This window comes from Streptomyces sp. LS1784 (assembly GCF_020103755.1).
Taxonomy (GTDB): Bacteria; Actinomycetota; Actinomycetes; order Streptomycetales; family Streptomycetaceae; genus Kitasatospora.
Map to the genome: position 1 here is coordinate 1 of NZ_JAHSQD010000141.1, position 16,231 is coordinate 16,231.

Consider the following 16,231-nt stretch of genomic DNA (forward strand, 5'->3'; position numbering starts at 1 on the left):
CCCGGGGCGCTGGCCAGCGCCTCGGCGCTGCCGGCGATCAGCACGCCGGCCCCGACGAGGGTGGAACGGTTGACGAAGTCCCGGCGGGACAGCGACATGGCAGCAACTCCTGAGGATGAGCGGGGGCGTCGGTGCGGGATGCCGACGCCCAGCAGGCTCCGCCGGACGGGTGAACCCGGCATGACGTCCACCTCACACCCAGGCGGCCATTTGCCGACCGATGACCATCGCATGACCTCTGCTTTACGCGTGCCCGGTCGGAACGAACAGGCCGTGTCAGCGCCGCGCCGCCCGCCACTGCTCCCAGGCCGACAGCCACAGCTGCTCGGCCAGCCGCTGCTCCTCCCAGACCTCCGCCCCGCCGCCGCCCGGCCGCTCCCGCCACAGCTGCGCCCAGGCCCGCTGCGCCGGCAGGCTCGCCACCTCGCTCGCGAACACCGTGTACCGGACGACCTCCTCGACGGCCGCCTCGCCCTCCGCCGTGCCGACCAGCCAATGCGTCTGCTGGGACAGCCGGTTGAGGTGGTTCACCATCGAGGTCACCGCCGCCACGGCCTCATCCCGGGTCTCGGTGGCCAGCCGCATCTGCTGGCGCACCGCCGCCTCCCAGCGCACCGCGCCGACCTCCCCGCGCAGCCCGCGCGGCAGCCTCGGCGTGCGCCCGACCCGCACCTGCGCCTCGATCGCGGCGGACTCGGCGACGGTCTGCGCGATCAGCGCCCGGTGCGCCTCCATCCCGACGGCGGGCGGCAGTTCGCGCTCCTCGACCGGCACGTGGCGGGCCCGCCGGGCGGCCAGGTCGCGCAGCAGTTCGGTGCGCCCGCGCAGGCAGCGCTCGAAGTCGCCGATCGAGCCGAGCTCCACCACGCCGGGGGCCACCCCGCGCCCGCACACCGTCACGGTCAGCCCGCCGACCCGCAGCCGCCCGGCCCACACCGGCTCCGGCCCGCCCGACGCCGGGGCGCCGGGCTCCGGCACCGGCCGGTCCTCGTGCACCTCCACCGCGCAGGGCTCGCCGTCGACCGTGATCCACACGCGCAACGCCCGTACCCGGCCCGGCCCGTCGCCCTCGTCGAAGCCCAACTGCTCGTAGACGCGGTCCCGTTCGTCCTCGACCAGGTCCTCCAGCTCGGGCAGCTGCTCGCCCCGCTCGGCCCCCGGCCGGTAGGTGCGCACGGTCACGTACGGGCCGGCCGCCGAGCGCCAGTCACCGCACTGGACCTCGACCCAGCGCAGCTCGCCGCCGGAGGTCTCGAAGGCGGCCAGTGCCTCACCGGCCGGCGCCCCACCGGTCGGCGCCTCGCCCGCGATGGCCCGGGAGACGACCACGCCGTACACCGGGAAGTCGGCCGCCGCCAGGGTCCGGCGGGAGAACTCCTCCTGGTCGGCGAACCGGTCGGCGAATCGGTCGGCGGGCTGGTCGGCCGACCGGTCCAGTGGCCGGTCCGCGGTCCGACCGGCGAAACGGTCCTCCCGGACCCGACGGTCCGGAGCCGGGGCGGACCCCGAGGACCCGGCGTTCCGCTTCTGGTGCCTGCCGCCGCTCTCCCGCATCATCCTGTGCCGCACCCCCGAGTCCTCGCACCCGCACCGCCGACGCCACCTTACGTGCCCGCAGCTGCCGGGTCATCAGCTCCGCCTCCGGACGGGGGCGGTGGTCGTGTCAGGACACCCGGTTGTCAGCCGCCCTCCCTAACCTGGCGGCATGACAGCACAGAACCACACAGCACAGGACCGGACCGCGCAGGGCACCTTCCCCGCCCGGATCAGCATCGTCACCCTCGGGGTGACCGACCTCGACCGCAGCGCCCGCTTCTACGAGGCGCTCGGCTGGAAGCGGTCCGCCGCCTCCAGCCCGGAGATCGTCTGGTTCCGCACCGCCGACTCGGCGCTCGGCCTCTTCCCCACCGAGGAGCTGGCCGCCGACGCAGGCGTGCCCTCCACCGGCGAGCCCTCCTTCCGCGGCGTCACCCTCGCGGTGAACCTGGAGTCCCCCGCGCTGGTGGACGCCGCGCTGCGGACGGCGGTCGAGGCCGGCGCCGTGGTGGTCAAGCCTCCGGTCCCGACCGACTGGGGCGGCTACTCCGGCTACTTCGAGGACCCGGACGGCCACCTCTGGGAGCTGGCCCACAACCCGTTCTTCCCCTTCACCGAGGACGGCTCGCTGGACCTGCCCTGAGGTGTGGAGCCCGCCTTGCCGGTTCAGTTCCGGGAGCGCGCCTTGAAGGCCGCCTTGCGCGCCTCCTTGGCCACCGCCCGGTCCGGGTGCAGCTCCCCGATCGCCTCCAGGACGTCCGCCGTGTACGGGTGGTCGACCCGCCACAGCTCGCCGAACCACCCGGCCGGATCGCCGTTCACCGGCAGGTCGGTGATCAGTTCGCGCAGCAGCTCGGCGTCCCCGCCGCTGTCCAGCAGCTGGGCGGCGAACGTGTCGACCACCGTCCACAGCGCCATCGCCCGGTCCGGCACCGGCACGTCCGTCGCCCCCTGCGCGGCCAGCCAGGCCCGCGCCGCGCCGCCCAGCTCGGGGTCGTCCATGACTTCCCGGACCGCCGGCGCCGCGTCCGGCCCGAGCAGGTTGAGCGCCGAGACGCAGAGCATCCGGCGCAGCGGGCCGTAGCCGTCGGTGCCGCGCGCCGCCGCGAGCAGCTCACGCGCCGCCGCCACCGGCTCCCGGCCCGCGGTCCACACCCGCAGCTCCTCCTCCGGCAGCACGTTGGCCGACTCGCACACCCCGCGCAGCAGCTCGGCCGCGTCCCCCTTGGCCAGGTCGCCGACCAGCGGCGCGTCGTAGCCGTCCTCCAGCAGCCACTGCCGGATGCCGTACTGGCCGAGCGGGGTGAGCCGGACCAGCCCGAAGCGGGCCGACTCCTCCTCGCCCAGCGGCTCCTCGCCGACCACGGCGGGCTCCTCGCCGTCCTCCTCGTCGAACAGCTCGGGGTCGATCGGGCGGTAGTCCAGCAGACCGAGCTCGGCGAGGTCGCCCAGCATCGGGTCCAGCGCGACCATCACGTCCGTGATGTCGCCGAGCAGCTCCTCGCTCGGCTCCTCGCCCTCCGGGACCACCAGCAGCGCGGCCAGCACGCCCAGCGGCACGGTCTCGTTGCCCGGCTCGGCGAAGGCGGTGGTCTCGTAGAGCACCTGCAGGGCCTCGTCCAGCAGCTCGGCGGCCTCGTCACGGGCCTCCTCGACCTCGGAGAGCCCGTCCTCGTCCTCCTCGCCGTCCCCGGCCGGCTCCCGCTCGGCCTCGGCCTCCTCCGGGACCGAGTCCGCCTCGACGGCCAGCTCCCGGACGATCCCGGCGGCGGTCAGCCACAGCTCCAGGACGGTCTCCGGGTCGCCCTGCTCGGCGGGCTCCAGGTCCGGGCCCGGAACCGCGACGTGCTCGCCCTCCGCGGTCGTGCCGAGCTCCACCAGGTCCAGGTCGCAGGCCAGCGACCAGGCCCGCAGCGCCTCGACCTCGGCCTCCTCGGGCACCTCGCCCTCGGCCGGCGCCAGGCCCAGCAGCCGGGCCGCGGGGGCCCGGTCCTCCTCGACCAGGTCGCCGAACTCGTCCACCGCCCGGTGCGGGGCGGCCCAGCGAGCCAGCGTCAGCGCGTACCCGAACATCGGTACGGCCTTCGCCTGCTCCGCCAGTTCGCGCTCGGCGGGCAGCTTCACCGGCGGGACCAGGACGGCCGCGTCGTCCAGGTCCTCGTCATCCAGCCCGTGCGCGGCAAACGCCCCGTAGAGGTCCTGGAGCTCCAGGTCGGCGGGCAGCACGGTCTCGGCCGTGCCCTCATCCGCCGAAGCTCCCGTGTTCTTCCGACGTCGTCCGGCCATCGTCGTGTGCACTCCCTCAGCCAGCGGTCAGCTCGAACAGCTCCGCGTACTCGATCTACCTACTCAGCGTATAGGCCGGGCACCCCCGATGCCCGGCCTCTGGGAGCGCGCACAGGGGCGCGCGCCGCCTCCGTGCACCCACCCTTTATCCTTCGAGCTAGTGGCACCGTGCACACCCCGTACGGGCCACCGGGCAACGAAGCCCCTCTTCTTCAGCTCACCTCGCCCCACCAGGGAGCCCGTAACCGCGGCCACCACCACAGCGCCTCCGGACGGGCGCGCCGGCACACCCCGCCGACCCCGGTGGTGCCCGGCCACAGGAGACCCCTGCCATGGCGGACCTCTCCCCCGCCGGCTCCGGCCTGCGCACCGCGCAGCTCGACGGACGCCGACTGTCGGAGGCCCTGCTTCCCCTGGAGCTCGCGCCCCGCGCCCAGCTCCAGCTCGCCGCGATCAGCCGCTGGAACGCGCTGCGCGGCGTCCGCGTCGGCCTGGTGGCCGCCGCCCTGCTGCTGATGCTGATCGGCGCCAACCTCGCGACGCCGATCTACTCGCTCCTCCAGCAGCGGCTGCACCTCACCGCGCTCGACACCACCGTCCTCTTCGCGATCTACGTGTTCGCGCTGGTCCCGGTGCTGGCCGTGGTCGGCCACTGGTCCGACCACCTCGGCCGACGCGCCCTGATCCTGCCCGCCGTCGCGCTGTCCACCGTCGGCGACGTCGTGTTCGCCACCTCCGGCAGCTTCTGGCAGCTCGCCGCCGGCCGGGCCGTCCAGGGCATCGCCGTCGGTCTGTCCACCGGCGCCGCCGGAGCCGCCCTCGGCGACCTGCTGCCCGACCACCCGGCCCTGGCTCCCAAGATCACCCTCGCCTGTTCCGCGGGTGGCGTCGCACTCGGCCCGGTGGTCGGCGCCCTGCTGGCCGGCGGCTCGGATCCGCTGCTGACGCCCTTCCTGCTGCACGCCATCGCCCTGCTCGCACTCTGCCTGCCGCTCGCCCTGGTGCACCCCCGGATGCCCGGCCGCAACCGCCCGCCGGCCTCGCCGCCCCGCATCACCACCCCGGCCCACCTGCGCCCGCAGCGCCTGCGGCTGCCGCGCACCGGCCGCCGCGAGTTCCTGCTCGCCGCCACGGCCGGGTTCATCTCCTACGCGGTGTTCGGTGTCTACCTCAGCCTGGCCCCGGCCTTCGCCGCCAAGCTGCTGCACACCGACTCCAAGCTGGTCGGCGCGATCGTGGCCGCCCTCCTGCTCGGCTCCTCGGCCGCCACCCAGCTGATCGTCCCGCCGACCTCGGACCGCGTGGTGACCGCCCTCGGCATGACCGGCCTGGCCACGGGCCTCGGCCTGGTCGTCGCCGCCGGGTACACCGGCACCCCGGCGTTGCTCTTCATCGGCAGCGTCCTCGGCGGCATCTGCCAGGGCGTGGCCTTCCGCTCCCTGTTCACCACCGCCGTCGCCGCCATGGACCCGGAACGCCGGGGCTCTGAACTGAGCGCCCTCTGGATCATCGTCTACCTCGGCAGCTCCGCCCCCATCATCGCCCTCGGCGCCCTCGCCCAGCGCTACGGCCTCCTCCCCTCCGTCAGCGGCTTCGCCGCCCTCGCCGCCCTCGCCTGCGCCGCCCTCGCCCTCACCGTCGCCCGCAAGCCCCGACAGGCCTGACCACGCACGAACACCGCTGCCCGGGACTCCTTCGGAAGTCCCGGGCAGCGGCGTCGTACCGATCTATGCGCTCCAGGGCTTCCACGCGTCGGTGCCGATCTCGACGTCGAACGGCTTCGGCAGTCGGACGGACTCTCCGGACTTCCACTCGCCCAGCACCTCGTACGTCCCCTCCCCCCGGTTCGGCTCCCCGAACAGGGTGACGCCGGACTGCCGCGGGTCGCGGTCCACCAGCAGGTAGTACGGCACCCCGCCCCGGGCGTACCCGGTCCACTTGGTGGACCTGACCTGCCTGCCGAAGGCCGGGCGGCGGTCATAGCGGGCATTGGAGGACGAGGTGACCTCGACCACGAGATCGATCTCGTGCGGGTGGAGGTGCAGCGCCTCATCGGCGCGCTTCGCGGCATCGATGTCCCGGTGCACGACCACCATGTCGGGGATGTAACCGTCGCCGATCTCGACCAGGTCCAGGTTCACGGTCTGTACGGCCCGCCACGGAAAATCGGGGTCGGTGAACCAGGCACGTTCAAAGCCCCGCCGGATGTCCGACAGGATCCCCCCGTGGGCGTAGACCGGCGCCGGTGACACGACGAACTCCCCTCCGATGACCTCGACCCGCGTGCCGTCGTCGGGCAGACGCAGATAGCCGGCCAGCTCTCCGCGGACCCACATGGCGTACGCCGAGTCGGGCAACGTCCAGTGTCCGATCGCTTCCACAGCCATCACGTCGCTCCCTCCGAGGTCGCGGCTCCAGCCTGGCCGCCCGGTCGCAGATATACCACTGCCGCACAAACCTTTCGCTCGAAGGGAGAGGTTTGCGCGGCAGCAGGTTGACGAACGGACCGTCCTCAGACGTTGAAGCCGAGGGCGCGGAGCTGCTCGCGGCCGTCATCGGTGATCTTGTCGGGGCCCCACGGCGGCATCCAGACCCAGTTGATGCGCAGGTCCTTCACCAGGCCGTCGGTGGCGGTCTTCGCCTGGTCCTCGATGACGTCGGTCAGCGGGCAGGCCGCCGAGGTGAGCGTCATGTCGATGGTGGCCACGTCGGACTCGTCGATGTGGACGCCGTAGATCAGGCCCAGGTTGACGACGTCGATGCCCAGTTCGGGGTCGACGACGTCCATCAGGGCCTCGGTCAGGTCCTCGACCGAGACCGTGCCGGCGGTGGTGCCGGTGATGCCGCCGGTCTGCTCCTCCGCGGTGGAGGCCGTGGCGTCGGTGGTGCTCTCGTCACTCATGGTCTTGTCCTCCTCTGCGGATTCAGTCGTTCGTGGCGGGGTTCTGGGCGAGCGCCTGGACGGTGGCGTCCTTCCAGGCCATCCAGCTGAGCAGGGCGCACTTGACCCGGGCCGGGTACTTGGAGACGCCGGCGAACGCGACCGCGTCCTCCAGCACTTCCTCGTCGCCCTCGCCCTGGCCCCGGCTCTGCATCAGCTCCAGGAAGGCCTCCTGGACCGCCTGCGCCTCGCCCACGGACTTGCCGACCACCAGGTCGTTGAGCACCGAGGCGCTCGCCTGGCTGATCGAACAGCCCTGCGACTCGTACGAGACGTCGGCGACGGTGGCGCCGTCGAGCTTCACCCGCAGGGTGATCTCGTCGCCGCACGTCGGGTTGACGTGGTGCACCTCGGCGTCGCCGTCCCGCAGCCCCTTGCCGTGCGGGTTGCGGTAGTGGTCCAGGATGATGTCCTGGTACATCGAGTCGAGCTTCATGGTCGTCCTGCCCCGTCCCGTCAGCCGAAGAAGTTCCGGACGTGGTGCAGGCCGTCGATCAGCGCGTCGACCTCGCCCGGCGTCGAGTACAGGTAGAACGACGCCCGCGTGGTCGCCGGAATTCCGTACCGCAGGCAGACCGGCCGCGCGCAGTGGTGGCCGACGCGCACGGCGATGCCCTGCTCGTCCAGCACCTGGCCCACGTCGTGCGGGTGGATGTCACCGAGGGTGAAGGAGATCGCGGCGCCGCGGTCCACGGCCGTGCGCGGGCCGATGATCCGCAGGTCCGGGACCTCCAGCAGCCGCTCGACGGCGTACTCGGTGATCGCGTGCTCGTGCGCCGCGATCTTCTCCATGCCGATGCCCTGGAGGTAGTCGATGGCCGCGCCGAGCCCGACCGCCTGGGCGATCGGCGGGGTGCCGGCCTCGAACTTGTGCGGCGCCGGGGCGTAGGTGGACGAGCCCATGGTGACGGTCTCGATCATCTCGCCGCCGCCGAGGAACGGCGGGAGGTCCTCCAGCAGCTCGTGACGGCCCCAGAGCACACCGATGCCGGTCGGGGCCAGCATCTTGTGGCCGGTGAAGGCGACGAAGTCGGCCTCCAGCGCCTGCACGTCCAACACCATGTGCGGTGCGGCCTGCGAGGCGTCGATGACGACCAGCGCGCCGACCGACTGGGCCTTGCGGACGATCGCCTCGACCGGGTTGACCGTGCCCAGCAGGTTGGAGACCAGGGTGAAGGAGACCACCTTGGTCTTCTCGGTGATCAGCTCGTCGATGTTCGACAGGTCGAGCCGGCCCTCGTCGGTCAGCCCGAACCACTTGAGCTTCGCACCGGTGCGCTGCGACAGCAGCTGCCACGGGACGATGTTGGAGTGGTGCTCCATCTCCGTGATCACGATCTCGGAGTCGGCGTCCACCCGGTACGGCTCGTCGGCCCAACCGAGCATGTTGGCCACGAGGTTGAGCGACTCCGAGGCGTTCTTCGTGAAGATCACCTCGTTGCGGCTCGGCGCGTTGACGAACGCCGCGACCTTGTCCCGGGCGCCCTCGTACAGCGCCGTGGCCTCCTCGGCGAGCACGTGCACGCCACGGTGGACGTTGGCGTTGTGCCGCTCGTAGTAGGCGTTCAGGGCCTCCAGCACCTGGCGCGGCTTCTGCGAGGTGGCCGCGTTGTCCAGGTAGACCAGCGGCCTGTCGTCGTGCAGCAGCCGCTGGAGGACCGGGAAGTCCTTGCGGATCGCGTCGGTGTCGAGCAGTCCCGCAAACGGATGCGTCACTCGGACGCGCCCCCCTTCACATACGCCTCGTAGCCCTCGTCCTCCAGCTTGTCGGCCAGCTCGGCACCGCCGGACTCGACGATGCGGCCGCCGGCGAAGACGTGGACGTAGTCGGGCTTGATGTACCGCAGGATGCGGGTGTAGTGGGTCACCAGCAGGGTGCCGACCTCGCCGGTCGAACGGACCCGGTTGATGCCCTCGGAGACGATCCGCAGCGCGTCGACGTCCAGGCCGGAGTCGGTCTCGTCGAGGATCGCGATCTTCGGCTTGAGCAGCTCCAGCTGGAGGATCTCGTGGCGCTTCTTCTCACCGCCGGAGAAGCCCTCGTTGACGTTGCGCTCGGCGAAGGCCGGGTCCATCTGGAGGGCGGCCATCGCCTCCTTGACCTCCTTCACCCACAGCCGCAGCTTCGGGGCCTCGCCGCGGACGGCGGTGGCGGCGGTGCGCAGGAAGTTGCTGACCGAGACGCCCGGGACCTCGACCGGGTACTGCATGGCCAGGAAGACGCCGGCCTTGGCGCGCTCGTCGACGGACATCTCCAGGACGTCCTCACCGTCCAGCAGCACCGAGCCGCCGGTGACGGTGTACTTGGGGTGGCCGGCCAGCGAGTAGGCCAGGGTGGACTTGCCGGAGCCGTTCGGACCCATGATGGCGTGGGTCTCGCCCTGCTTCACGGTCAGGTCGACACCCTTCAGGATCTCGCGCGGGCCGTTCTCGGCCTCCACGGAGACGTGCAGGTCGCGGATTTCAAGGGTTGCCATGTGTACTCAGGACTCCTGGTTGACGGAGACGAGCACATCGTCCCCTTCGATCTTTACGGGGTAGACAGCGACCGGCTTGGTGGCGGGCAGGCCGGAGGGCTTGCCGGTGCGCAGGTCGAAGCTGGAGCCGTGCAGCCAGCACTCGATCATGCAGCCCTCGACCTCGCCCTCGGAGAGCGAGACGTTCGCGTGCGAGCAGGTGTCGTTGATCGCGAACACCCCCTCGTCGGTGCGGACGACGGAGACCGGCACGCCATTGAGGTCCACACGCTTCGGAACGTCCTCCTGGAGGTCGCTCAGCGCGCAGGCACGGAGGAAGGTCATCGGGCTCAGACCGCCGATTCCAGCTCGGCGTCGATCTTCTCCATGAGCTGGTCCTGGACCTCGGCCACGCCGATCTGCTGGAGCAGCTCGGCGAAGAAGCCGCGCACCACCAGGCGGCGGGCCTCGTCGGCCGGGATGCCGCGGGCCTGCAGGTAGAACAGCTGCTCGTCGTCGAAGCGGCCGGTCGCCGAGGCGTGGCCGGCGCCGACGATCTCGCCGGTCTCGATCTCCAGGTTCGGGATCGAGTCGACCCGGGCGCCGTCGGTGAGCACCAGGTTCCGGTTGAGCTCGTAGGTGTCGGTGCCGAGCGCAGCGGCACGGATCAGCACGTCGCCGACCCAGACCGCGTGGGCATCCTGGCCCTGGAGCGCGCCCTTGTACGCCACGTTCGACCGGCAGTGCGGCGTGTCGTGGTCGATCACCAGGCGGTGTTCGAGGTGCTGGCCGGCGTCGGCGAAGTAGAGGCCGAACAGCTCGGCCTCGCCGCCGGGGCCGGCGTAGTTGACCCGCGGGTGCAGGCGGACCAGGTCGCCGCCGAAGGTGACGACCACGGACTTGAACGAGGCGTCCCGGCCGACCAGCGCGTTGTGCTGGGCGACGTGGACGGCGTCGCGCTCCCAGTCCTGCACGGACACGAAGGTGAGCTTGGCGCCCTCGCCGACCAGCAGCTCGACGTTGGCGGCCCGGGTGCCGGTGCCCGCGTGGTTCAGCACCACGACGGCCTCGGCGAAGGGCTTGACGTCGATCACCACGTGGGCGAAGCGGACCCCGCCCTCGCCGCGCACGTCGATCTTGACCGGCTCGGCCAGCACCGCCTCCTTGGGGACGGTGACCACCAGGGCCTGCTCGAAGGCGCTGAACGCCTGCGCGGCGACCCGGTCGACCGGCGTGCCGGCCTTGCCCAGACGGGCGTCGTCCCGGCCGACGGTCTCGGCGGTGACGCCGTCCGGCAGGGAGAACTCGACCTTGTCCTCGCCCCGCTCGGAGGCGGCGGCGGTGCCGTCGTGCAGCCCCCCGAGGCGGTGCAGCGGGGTGAACCGCCAGTCCTCCTCGCGGCCGCTGGGCACCGGGAAGTCGTTCACGTCGAAGGACGGCTTGACCGCGACGCGCGCGTCGATCGGCTGCTGGACCGCGGTGCGGCCGGTGCCGGGGCCGGCGAGCTGCGCGCCCGCGCCGGCAGTGCCGACCTCGATCGAACCGGCGGTGGTGGAGCCGGTGGTGTTCTGGACGTCAGCCATGGCTGTCGTAGTGCTCTCTTCCTCGAAAAGTCGGTGGGCGGTCTGCGGCTGGGCGTCAGCCGACCGCGCCCTCCATCTGGAGCTCGATCAGCCGGTTGAGCTCCAGCGCGTACTCCATCGGCAGCTCGCGCGCGATCGGCTCGACGAAGCCGCGGACGATCATCGCCATCGCCTCGGTCTCGGTCAGGCCACGGCTCATCAGGTAGAACAGCTGGTCCTCGCTGACCTTGGAGACGGTCGCCTCGTGGCCCATGGACACGTCGTCCTCGCGGACGTCCACGTACGGGTAGGTGTCCGAGCGGGAGATCGTGTCGACCAGCAGCGCGTCGCACAGCACGTTGGACTTGGCGCCGTGCGAGCCCTCGCCGATCTCGATCAGGCCGCGGTAGGAGGTCCGGCCGCCGCCGCGCGCCACCGACTTGGAGACGATGTGCGAGGAGGTGTTCGGCGCCATGTGCACCATCTTGGCGCCGGCGTCCTGGTGCTGGCCCTCGCCCGCGAAGGCGATCGACAGGGTCTCGCCCTTGGCGTGCTCGCCCATCAGGTAGACGGCCGGGTACTTCATGGTGACCTTGGAGCCGATGTTGCCGTCGACCCACTCCATGGTCGCGCCCTCGTACGCCACGGCGCGCTTGGTGACCAGGTTGTAGACGTTGTTCGACCAGTTCTGGATGGTCGTGTAGCGGCAGCGGCCGCCCTTCTTGACGATGATCTCCACGACCGCCGAGTGCAGCGAGTCGGAGGAGTAGATCGGGGCGGTGCAGCCCTCGACGTAGTGGACGTAGGCGTCCTCGTCGACGATGATCAGCGTCCGCTCGAACTGGCCCATGTTCTCGGTGTTGATCCGGAAGTAGGCCTGCAGCGGGATGTCCACGTGCACGCCCTTCGGCACGTAGATGAACGAGCCGCCGGACCACACCGCGGTGTTCAGCGCGGCGAACTTGTTGTCGCCGGCCGGGATCACGGTGCCGAAGTACTCCTTGAACAGCTCCGGGTGCTCGCGCAGCGCGGTGTCGGTGTCCAGGAAGATGACGCCCTGCTCCTCCAGGTCCTCGCGGATCTGGTGGTAGACGACCTCGGACTCGTACTGCGCGGCGACGCCGGCGACCAGGCGCTGCTTCTCCGCCTCGGGGATCCCGAGCTTGTCGTACGTCGCCTTGATGTCCGCCGGCAGGTCCTCCCAGGACTCGGCCTGCTTCTCGGTGGAGCGGACGAAGTACTTGATGTTGTCGAAGTCGATACCGGTGAGGTCGGAGCCCCAGGTCGGCATGGGCTTCTTGCCGAACAGCTTCAGGCCCTTGAGACGCAGGTTGAGCATCCACTCGGACTCGTTCTTCTTCGCGGAGATGTCGCGGACGACCTCCTCGCTGAGCCCGCGCTTGGCCGCGGCACCGGCGGTGTCCGGGTCGGCCCAGCCGTACTCGTAATTGCCCAGGCCTTCGAGCTCCGGGTGCGAAACGGTGTCAGTCATGCGAGCTTCCTAACGCGCGGACGCAGAATCTTCGGTGGACGTACCGGCAGTCGGCGCTGCATCGGAGCCGCGGCCCGAAGGCAGCCGGGCGGACGACGATGCGGCACCGGATGCCGGCACATAGGTGGTGCAGACCCCGTCGCCGTGGGCGATCGTGGCCAGCCGTTGCACATGGGTGCCCAGGAGCTGGGAGAAGACCTCGGTCTCCGCCTCGCAGATCTGCGGGAACTGCTCGGCGATGTGCGCGACCGGGCAGTGGTGCTGGCAGAGCTGGGCGCCCGCGGGGGCCTTGGCCGCGGCCGACGGGACACGCCGCACCGTGGCAGCGTACCCGTCCGCGCTCAGCGCCTGGGCCAGCGCCTCGGTGCGCTCCCCGGCGGCGGCCAGGCGCAGGGCCTCCAGGTACTTCTCGGCCTGCTTGCCGAACCGGGCGCGGGCGAAGGCGGCGACCGCCTCCTCGCCCGCCTTGCCGCCGCCGACCGAGTCCGCGATCCAGCGCAGGGCGTCCGCCGCGAGCTGGTCGTACGCCTGGTAGAAGGCGTCCCGGCCGGCGTCCGTGAGGCCGAAGACCTTGGCCGGACGGCCCCGGCCGCGGCTGCCGTAGACCCGCTGTTCACGGGACTCGACCAGGCCGGTGGCGGTCAGCCCGTCGAGGTGGCGGCGGACGGCGGCGGCGGTGAGGCCGAGCCGGCTCGCCAGGTCGGCGGCGGAGGAGGGGCCGTGGTCCAGGATCGACCGCGCGACCCGGTCCCGGGTGGCCCGGTGGCCCTCCAGCAGCACCTCGGCCGCCGTCACGGGCACGTCACAGGAGGAGGCCGACTCGACCTCCTGCTGCTGGGCGTGCTCGCGCATGTTTTTCACAACACCAGTGTTGCGTAATTACTTCCGCCGGGACAAGCCGTGATCCAGGCCTCATCGGTGTCATCTGTCACGCAGGCAAGCCTTACCTGGCCTGCGGGAGCGGCCGCCGGACCGCCGATACCCCCCGCCCGGAGGGCCGCACGTCCGGCCGCTCTTACACTCGCCGGTATGCACTCCGAACCCGCGGTCCGGATCGCCGGGCTGGTCAAACGCTACGGCGACAAGCTAGCGGTGGACGGTCTCGACCTCACCATCCCGGCCGGCACGATCACCGCCGTCCTCGGCCCCAACGGCGCCGGCAAGACCACCACCATCGAGACCTGCGAGGGCTACCGCCGCCCCGACGCCGGCACCGTCCGCGTCCTCGGCCTCGACCCGGTCGCCCAGAGCGCCGCGCTGCGGCCGAGGATCGGCGTCATGCTGCAGTCCGGCGGCGTGTACGCGGGCGCGCGCGCCGTCGAGATGCTGCGGCACACCGCCAGGCTGCACGCCCGTCCGCTGGACGTCGACGCCCTGGTCGAGCGCCTCGGCCTCGGCTCCTGCGGCCGCACCACCTACCGGCGGCTGTCCGGTGGCCAGCAGCAGCGGCTCGCCCTGGCGATGGCGGTGGTCGGCCGTCCGGAGCTGGTCTTCCTGGACGAGCCCACCGCGGGCCTCGACCCTCAGGCCCGCCGGGCCACCTGGGAGCTGGTACGCGACCTGCGCCGGGACGGCGTCACCGTGGTCGTCACCACCCACCACATGGACGAGGCCGAGCAGCTCGCCGACCGGGTCGCCGTCGTCGACCGCGGCAGGGTGATCGCCGACGGCACCACCGAGGAGCTGTGCCGCGGCGGCGCCGAGAGCGCGCTGCGCTTCGACGGCCCGCCCGGCCTCGACCTCGGCCCGCTGCTCAAGGAGCTGCCCGAGGGTGCCACCGCCGCCGAGACCGCCCCCGGCAGCTACCTCGTCGAGGCTCCCGTCGACCCGAAGCTGGTGGCCGCCGTCACCGGCTGGTGCGCGGCCTCCGGCATCCTGCCCGAACGGCTGTCCGTCCAGCGCCGCAGCCTGGAGGACGTCTTCCTCGACCTGACCGGACGGGAGCTGCGCTCGTGAGCGAACGAAGTGAGGGGACCCCGAGCGTGAGCGCCGTGTCCACCGACTACTCCCCCAGGCCCGGCGCGGCGCCCGTCGGCCGGATGCTGCTCGCCCAGACCGCGTTCGAGACCCGGATGCTGCTGCGCAACGGTGAGCAGCTGCTGCTCACCGTGGTCATCCCGACGGTGCTGCTGGTGCTGTTCTCCGCCGTGGACATCGTCGCGGTCGAGGGCCCCGGCAAGCGGGTCGACTTCCTGGCCCCCGGCCTGCTCGCACTGGCCGTGATGTCCACCGCCTTCACCGGCCAGGCCATCGCCACCGGGTTCGAGCGCCGCTACGGCGTGCTGAAGCGGCTCGGCGCCAGCCCGCTGCCGCGCTGGGCACTGCTGACCGCCAAGACCGGCTGCGTCCTGGTGACGGAGGCGCTGCAGGTCGCGCTGCTGTCGGTGATCGCACTGGCCCTCGGCTGGTCCCCGCACGGCAACCCGCTGACCGTCGCCGCGCTGCTGGTCCTCGGCACCGCCGCCTTCTCCGGGCTCGGCCTGCTGATGGCCGGCACCCTGAAGGCCGAGGCCACCCTGGCCGGCGCCAACCTGGTGTTCATCCTGCTGCTGCTCGCCGGTGGGGTGATCGTGCCGCTGAGCAGGTTCCCCTCCGCCGTGCAGTCGGTGCTGGAGCTGCTGCCGATCTCCGCGCTCTCGGACGGCCTGCGGTCGGTGCTCCAGGCCGGCGCCGGGGTGCCGTGGGCGGACCTCGGCATCCTGGCCGGCTGGTCGGTGCTCGGCCTGGCCGCGGCCGCCCGCTTCTTCCGCTGGGAGTAGCCCGCGGGAGCGACGCGCAACGCCCCCCGGCCGTCTTCGGCCGGGGGGCGTTGGGGTCATCGGCTCATGCGACGTCAGCTCTCGCTGCCGCCACGGCGCTTGCGGGCGAGCAGGACGAGCGCACCGCCGACCAGCAGCACGCCGCCGCCGGCCGCCGCGATCATCGGGGTCGCGTCGCTGCTACCGGTCTGGGCGAGCGCCGGCGCGCTGGTGGTGGGCGCCGGGGCGGGGGTCTTGCTCGGGGTGGGGGTGGCCGACGGGGTCGGGGTGGCCGGGGGCGTGACCGGCGGGGTCGTGGTCACGGTCGGCGTCGGGGTCGGGGTCGGCGTCTTGGTGGGGGTGGGAGTCGGGGTCGGGGTCGGGGTCGGCGTCGGCGTGTGGCACGGCTCGATGGTCTTGGTCTCGTTGATGTTCCAGCCCTTCTCGTTCGGGTTCTCCGTGGTGGTGACCACCAGGTTCGCCTTGATCGGGGCATCGTGGTCCTTCACCGGGAAGGTGCCGTGGTACTCCTTCGGGAAGATCTTGCCGTCCAGCACCTTCTCGCCGTCGATGGTGAGGCTGACGGTGTTCTTCACGGTCTCGTTGCCGCTGTAGTTGATCAGGTCGATCGAGACCTTGTCGCAGGTCACCGACCAACTCGGCACGTGCGCCGAGGCGTTGGTGGCCAGCGCCAGGGGCAGGAGAAAACCGGCCGCAGCCGTTCCGGCCAGTGCCGTCGCGCCGATCGCGAAGTGCCGCTGCTGTCGTGCCATTGCTTTGTTCCCCTCCGAACGGTCCTGTGCAGCAGGCGTGTTGAGTGGTTCGCGGTGGCCCGCTACGACTGTCCGGGGGACTCTACCGGCACTCCCGCACCCCGCCACACCCCGCCGTACGACCGGATATCGACTGTCCGTCCGTCTTCTGATGTGCATGACCAGCCCATCACAGCCGCCACCTCGCGGAACGCGGATTCGGCAATCCTGAATGGACTTCGTCACCTTCAAGACAGAACGGAGCCCTCGGCGATCGGGTTCAATCACCGAGGGCTCCGATTCAGTCAGCCGACGAACCTCCGGGCCGTTCCGGCCTTCCGGCCGTTCGAACGCCGCGGCCCGGCCCGGCCGGCTCAGGCCTTCCTGGCCGCCTTGCGCCGGGCGGCCACCACGATCGCGCCGCCGGCCGCGAGCACGACCGCACCGCCGATCGCCAGCGGCAGCACC

At 71.9% G+C, this 16,231-nt stretch carries 16 protein-coding genes; 4 read left to right on the forward strand and 12 right to left on the reverse strand.

The genetic code is table 11. From position 1 onward, the window contains the following. Positions 1-276: 276 nt before the first annotated feature. Positions 277-1,569, reverse strand: coding sequence for a hypothetical protein (locus tag KS423_RS18240; protein ID WP_224280606.1), 1,293 nt, complete (start codon positions 1,567-1,569; stop codon positions 277-279). A 136-nt stretch (positions 1,570-1,705) separates the two neighbouring features. On the opposite strand from KS423_RS18240, the gene KS423_RS18245 reads away from it, so the two are divergent. Continuing rightward, entirely contained in the window at positions 1,706-2,179 is a 474-nt protein-coding gene (locus KS423_RS18245; RefSeq protein WP_224280607.1) for a VOC family protein, read from the forward strand. A gap of 23 nt (positions 2,180-2,202) precedes the next feature. Here the strand turns inward: KS423_RS18245 and KS423_RS18250 are convergent, their stop codons facing one another. Next, a complete protein-coding gene (locus KS423_RS18250; RefSeq protein WP_224280608.1) occupies positions 2,203-3,822 on the reverse strand; it encodes a hypothetical protein in 1,620 nt (539 codons plus the stop codon). 332 nt (positions 3,823-4,154) lie between these two features. Between KS423_RS18250 and KS423_RS18255 the strand changes: the two genes are divergently transcribed. Beyond that, a complete protein-coding gene (locus tag KS423_RS18255) occupies positions 4,155-5,486 on the forward strand; it encodes an MFS transporter (protein ID WP_224280609.1) in 1,332 nt (443 codons plus the stop codon). Between the two features lie 63 nt (positions 5,487-5,549). Here the strand turns inward: KS423_RS18255 and KS423_RS18260 are convergent, their stop codons facing one another. The 9 genes from KS423_RS18260 to KS423_RS18300 all read right to left on the reverse strand — a co-directional run bounded on the left by KS423_RS18260 (position 5,550) and on the right by KS423_RS18300 (position 13,134). Further along, a complete protein-coding gene (locus KS423_RS18260) occupies positions 5,550-6,209 on the reverse strand; it encodes a Uma2 family endonuclease (RefSeq protein WP_224280610.1) in 660 nt (219 codons plus the stop codon). A 125-nt stretch (positions 6,210-6,334) separates the two neighbouring features. Next, positions 6,335-6,724: a metal-sulfur cluster assembly factor gene (locus KS423_RS18265; RefSeq protein ID WP_224280611.1), complete on the reverse strand. Its 390-nt coding sequence runs from the start codon at positions 6,722-6,724 to the stop codon at positions 6,335-6,337. 22 nt (positions 6,725-6,746) lie between these two features. Then, entirely contained in the window at positions 6,747-7,199 is a 453-nt protein-coding gene (sufU, locus tag KS423_RS18270; RefSeq protein WP_224280612.1) for a Fe-S cluster assembly sulfur transfer protein SufU, read from the reverse strand. A 20-nt stretch (positions 7,200-7,219) separates the two neighbouring features. Further along, positions 7,220-8,479, reverse strand: coding sequence for a cysteine desulfurase (locus KS423_RS18275; RefSeq protein ID WP_224280613.1), 1,260 nt, complete (start codon positions 8,477-8,479; stop codon positions 7,220-7,222). Further along, the gene (gene sufC / locus KS423_RS18280; protein ID WP_224280614.1) at positions 8,476-9,240 is read right to left on the reverse strand and encodes a Fe-S cluster assembly ATPase SufC; all 765 of its coding nucleotides are present in this window, start codon (positions 9,238-9,240) and stop codon (positions 8,476-8,478) included. The genes KS423_RS18275 and sufC overlap by 4 nt, the downstream gene beginning before the upstream one ends. A 6-nt stretch (positions 9,241-9,246) precedes the next feature. Next, positions 9,247-9,564 (reverse strand): bifunctional 3-phenylpropionate/cinnamic acid dioxygenase ferredoxin subunit, encoded by a 318-nt coding sequence (locus KS423_RS18285; RefSeq protein WP_224280615.1) that lies wholly within the window; start codon positions 9,562-9,564, stop codon positions 9,247-9,249. 5 nt (positions 9,565-9,569) lie between these two features. After that, positions 9,570-10,802, reverse strand: coding sequence for a Fe-S cluster assembly protein SufD (sufD, locus tag KS423_RS18290; RefSeq protein WP_224280616.1), 1,233 nt, complete (start codon positions 10,800-10,802; stop codon positions 9,570-9,572). 55 nt (positions 10,803-10,857) lie between these two features. After that, the gene (gene sufB, locus KS423_RS18295) at positions 10,858-12,273 is read right to left on the reverse strand and encodes a Fe-S cluster assembly protein SufB (protein ID WP_224280617.1); all 1,416 of its coding nucleotides are present in this window, start codon (positions 12,271-12,273) and stop codon (positions 10,858-10,860) included. A 9-nt stretch (positions 12,274-12,282) separates the two neighbouring features. Next, complete coding sequence (locus KS423_RS18300) at positions 12,283-13,134, reverse strand: metalloregulator ArsR/SmtB family transcription factor (protein WP_224280618.1); 852 nt, start codon at positions 13,132-13,134, stop codon at positions 12,283-12,285. A 168-nt stretch (positions 13,135-13,302) separates the two neighbouring features. Here KS423_RS18300 and KS423_RS18305 point away from each other — a divergent pair, with 168 nt between their 5' ends. Both KS423_RS18305 and KS423_RS18310 read left to right on the forward strand, forming a co-directional pair. Continuing rightward, complete coding sequence (locus KS423_RS18305) at positions 13,303-14,229, forward strand: ABC transporter ATP-binding protein (protein ID WP_224280619.1); 927 nt, start codon at positions 13,303-13,305, stop codon at positions 14,227-14,229. An 83-nt stretch (positions 14,230-14,312) separates the two neighbouring features. Then, positions 14,313-15,032, forward strand: coding sequence for an ABC transporter permease (locus KS423_RS18310; RefSeq protein WP_224280622.1), 720 nt, complete (start codon positions 14,313-14,315; stop codon positions 15,030-15,032). A 74-nt stretch (positions 15,033-15,106) separates the two neighbouring features. On the opposite strand, the gene KS423_RS18315 is transcribed toward KS423_RS18310, so the two are convergent. Then, positions 15,107-15,784: an LAETG motif-containing sortase-dependent surface protein gene (locus tag KS423_RS18315; RefSeq protein WP_224280620.1), complete on the reverse strand. Its 678-nt coding sequence runs from the start codon at positions 15,782-15,784 to the stop codon at positions 15,107-15,109. Between the last annotated feature and the right edge of the window lie 447 nt (positions 15,785-16,231).